General features: G+C 74.2%; 3 protein-coding genes. 2 read left to right on the top strand and 1 reads right to left on the bottom strand.

What is annotated here, in order from left to right; translation table 11 throughout:
- The first annotated feature begins 125 nt into the window (after positions 1-125).
- Both AB0I73_RS40985 and AB0I73_RS40980 read left to right on the top strand, forming a co-directional pair.
- On the top strand, positions 126-563 hold the full coding sequence (locus AB0I73_RS40985) for a zinc ribbon domain-containing protein (RefSeq protein ID WP_016828296.1): 438 nt from the start codon (positions 126-128) through the stop codon (positions 561-563).
- A complete protein-coding gene (locus tag AB0I73_RS40980; RefSeq protein WP_363045468.1) occupies positions 560-1,726 on the top strand; it encodes a transporter in 1,167 nt (388 codons plus the stop codon). The genes AB0I73_RS40985 and AB0I73_RS40980 overlap by 4 nt, the downstream gene beginning before the upstream one ends.
- A gap of 63 nt (positions 1,727-1,789) precedes the next feature.
- Here AB0I73_RS40980 and AB0I73_RS40975 read toward each other — a convergent pair.
- A partial coding sequence (locus tag AB0I73_RS40975; RefSeq protein WP_363045467.1) for a lipocalin-like domain-containing protein occupies positions 1,790-2,467 on the bottom strand: 678 nt, incomplete at its 5' end.

Raw genomic sequence — 2,467 nt, 5'->3', positions numbered from 1 at the left:
AGGACGGCCACGACGACCACGACCTCACCGGCGAAGACCAGCCGCCAGGTCAGGTACGTCGTCATCCAGCCGCCCAGCAGCGGGCCGGACCCGCCCCACCGCACGACGGAGGAAGGCCGATACCCGTGAAACTCTCCGAGGCACCCACCGCCGGACCGATCACCCCGGACCCCGACGGCCCCGACCGCCCCTACTGGGACGGACTGCGCCGGGGCGAACTGCGCATCCCCCGCTGCCGGGACTGCGGCCGCCACGTCTGGGCCCCGCAACGCATCTGCCCCGGCTGCCGAGGCGCCGCGTTCGACTGGCCGGTCGTCGCCCCGACCGCCACCGTCTTCTCCTGGACCCGCACCTGGCACCCCTTCCTGCCCGAACTCGCCGACCACGTCCCCTACACCGTGGTCCTGGCCCGACTCGACGAGGTCCCCTCGGTACGCCTGCTGGGCATGCTCGTCGACGACGAGAGCACCCTGCGGATCGGAGCCGCCCTGCACGGCGTGATCCAGCCCGCGGGCCCGCTCACCCATGACACCCCCGTCCTGCGCTGGAGGCTCTCGGCATGACGTTCCCACTGCGCGGCGCGACGGCCGTGGTCGGCATCGGGGAGACCCCGTACCACAAGCGCGGCAAGGCGCCGCTGGACGAGGACGGCCTGCGGTTGCAGGCCATCGTCGAGGCCTGCGAGGACGCGGGCGTGGACCCGGCCGACGTCGACGGCTTCTCCACCTACGGCCACGACGCCGACGCCACCGCGCTCGCCCCCGCACTCGGCACCCGCCGCCTGCGCTGGGCCTCCCAGGTGGCCGGCGGCGGAGGCGGCGGCCTGGGCGCCGCGCTCCTCCAGGGCGCCACCGCCCTGGCCATGGGACAGGCCCGGTACGTGATCGTCTACCGCGCCCTGGCCCAGCAGCAGAGCGGACGACTGTCCGCCGCCGTCTCCAGCTACTTCTTCGACGAGCACTACCGCGCGCACGGACTGGTCTCGCCCGCCCAGGTCTGCGCCCTGCGCACCCAGCGCATGATCGAGCACGACGGCGTCCCGGCCGAGGCGCTGCGGGCGTTCGCCCAGGCCTGCTACGTCCACGCCGGGCGCAACCCGCTGGCCGCCGGACGGGACGTACGGCTGACCGACGAGACCTACCTGTCCTCGCGCATGATCTCCGAGCCGCTGCGGCTGTTCGACTCCTCCCGGGAGAACGACGGCGCCGGGGCCGTGCTGCTCACCACCGCCGAACGCGCCCGGGACCTGCGGCAGACCCCCGCCTACGTCCTGTCCGGGGCCCAGGGCGCGGGGGAGGACTGGGGCGAGCTGCACGAGAACGACCGTGACTACTCCTCGGCCGGCCTCGCCCCGCTGGCCGACGAGCTCTGGGCGGACGCGGGCATCCGCCCCGAACAGGTCGACGTCGCCCAGATCTACGAGAACTTCACCGGCCCCGCCGTCGCCGTCATGCTCGACCTGGGACTGGTGACCAGGGAGAACATCGGGGAGCTGCTCACCGTCGAGAACCTCACCGCCCCCGGCGGCCGCCTCCCGGTCAACACCGCCGGCGGCAACATCGCGGGCGGGTTCGTGCACGGCATCGGTCTGGCCGCCGAGGCCGTCCGGCAACTGCGCGGCACCTCCTCCAACCAGGTCCCCGGGGCCCGCGTCTCGCTGCTCACCGGCGGCCCCGCGGCCCCCCTGGTCAGCGCCGTGGTGCTGGGCGGCGAGGACACCCTCTGAATTCGTGGGGGCGGAGGTCACCGGGCGCGCCCGGCCGTCAGGGTCGGGCGCGCCCGGTGGCGTTCACGCGGGGTGATCCGGTCGGACGGGGTCGCGGGACCACTCCAGCCGGTCCGTCGTGGTGCCGCCCGTGCGGGTGGGACGCGGTTCGGTGTGCAGCACGAGCCGCGGACCTTCCCACGAGATCCGCCGGGTCAGGACGTCACCGACGTGTTCGACGTACAGCGACATCTCCACGTGGTGCAGGACCAGGTCGCCGCGGAGCGTGTACCGGCCCGCGTAGCCGACGAAGCCCAGGGCGGCCGCGCCCCGCTGCTCGTCGGTGGCCCGAGTGAAGGAGAGGCCGTCGGGCCAGGGGCGGTCGCGACGCATCAGCAGCGCGCTCATCCGCCCGTCGGGCCGGTACTCCAGCCGTCCCAACGGCCCCGGCCCCAGCGGGTGCCCGACGACCTGTCCGTCGACCAGCCGGGTGTGGTCGACCAGGTTCCAGCCGCCGAGCAGCGAGGCGGCGAGGCCCTGGGCGGTGTGCTCGTCGGGGGCGTTCTCCTCGGGAGCCGGTGCCGAGGGGGAGGGGACGCGGGTGTCGGGCGGCGTCCGCCCGTCGGGGGTGTGTGCGGCAGGGGGCATGACGGTCCGATCGTTCGGCGGGTCTTCAAAGTTGAGCGGTGCGGAGGTGTCCGCGGGCTCGGCGGGTGGTGACGCAGCGTGTCCGTAGTCGTTGGTGGTCGGCGTTGCGAAAGC

The organism is Streptomyces sp. NPDC050388 (genome assembly GCF_040655635.1).
GTDB lineage: Bacteria > Actinomycetota > Actinomycetes > Streptomycetales > Streptomycetaceae > Streptomyces.
Note: the sequence above shows the minus strand (reverse complement) of the source record. Positions and strands in the feature narration are given on the sequence as shown.

Excerpts from the sequence above, each read along its gene's own strand:
- AB0I73_RS40980 (WP_363045468.1), top strand. The coding sequence starts at position 560 with ATGACGTTCCCACTGCGCGGCGCGACGGCCGTGGTCGGCATCGGGGAG.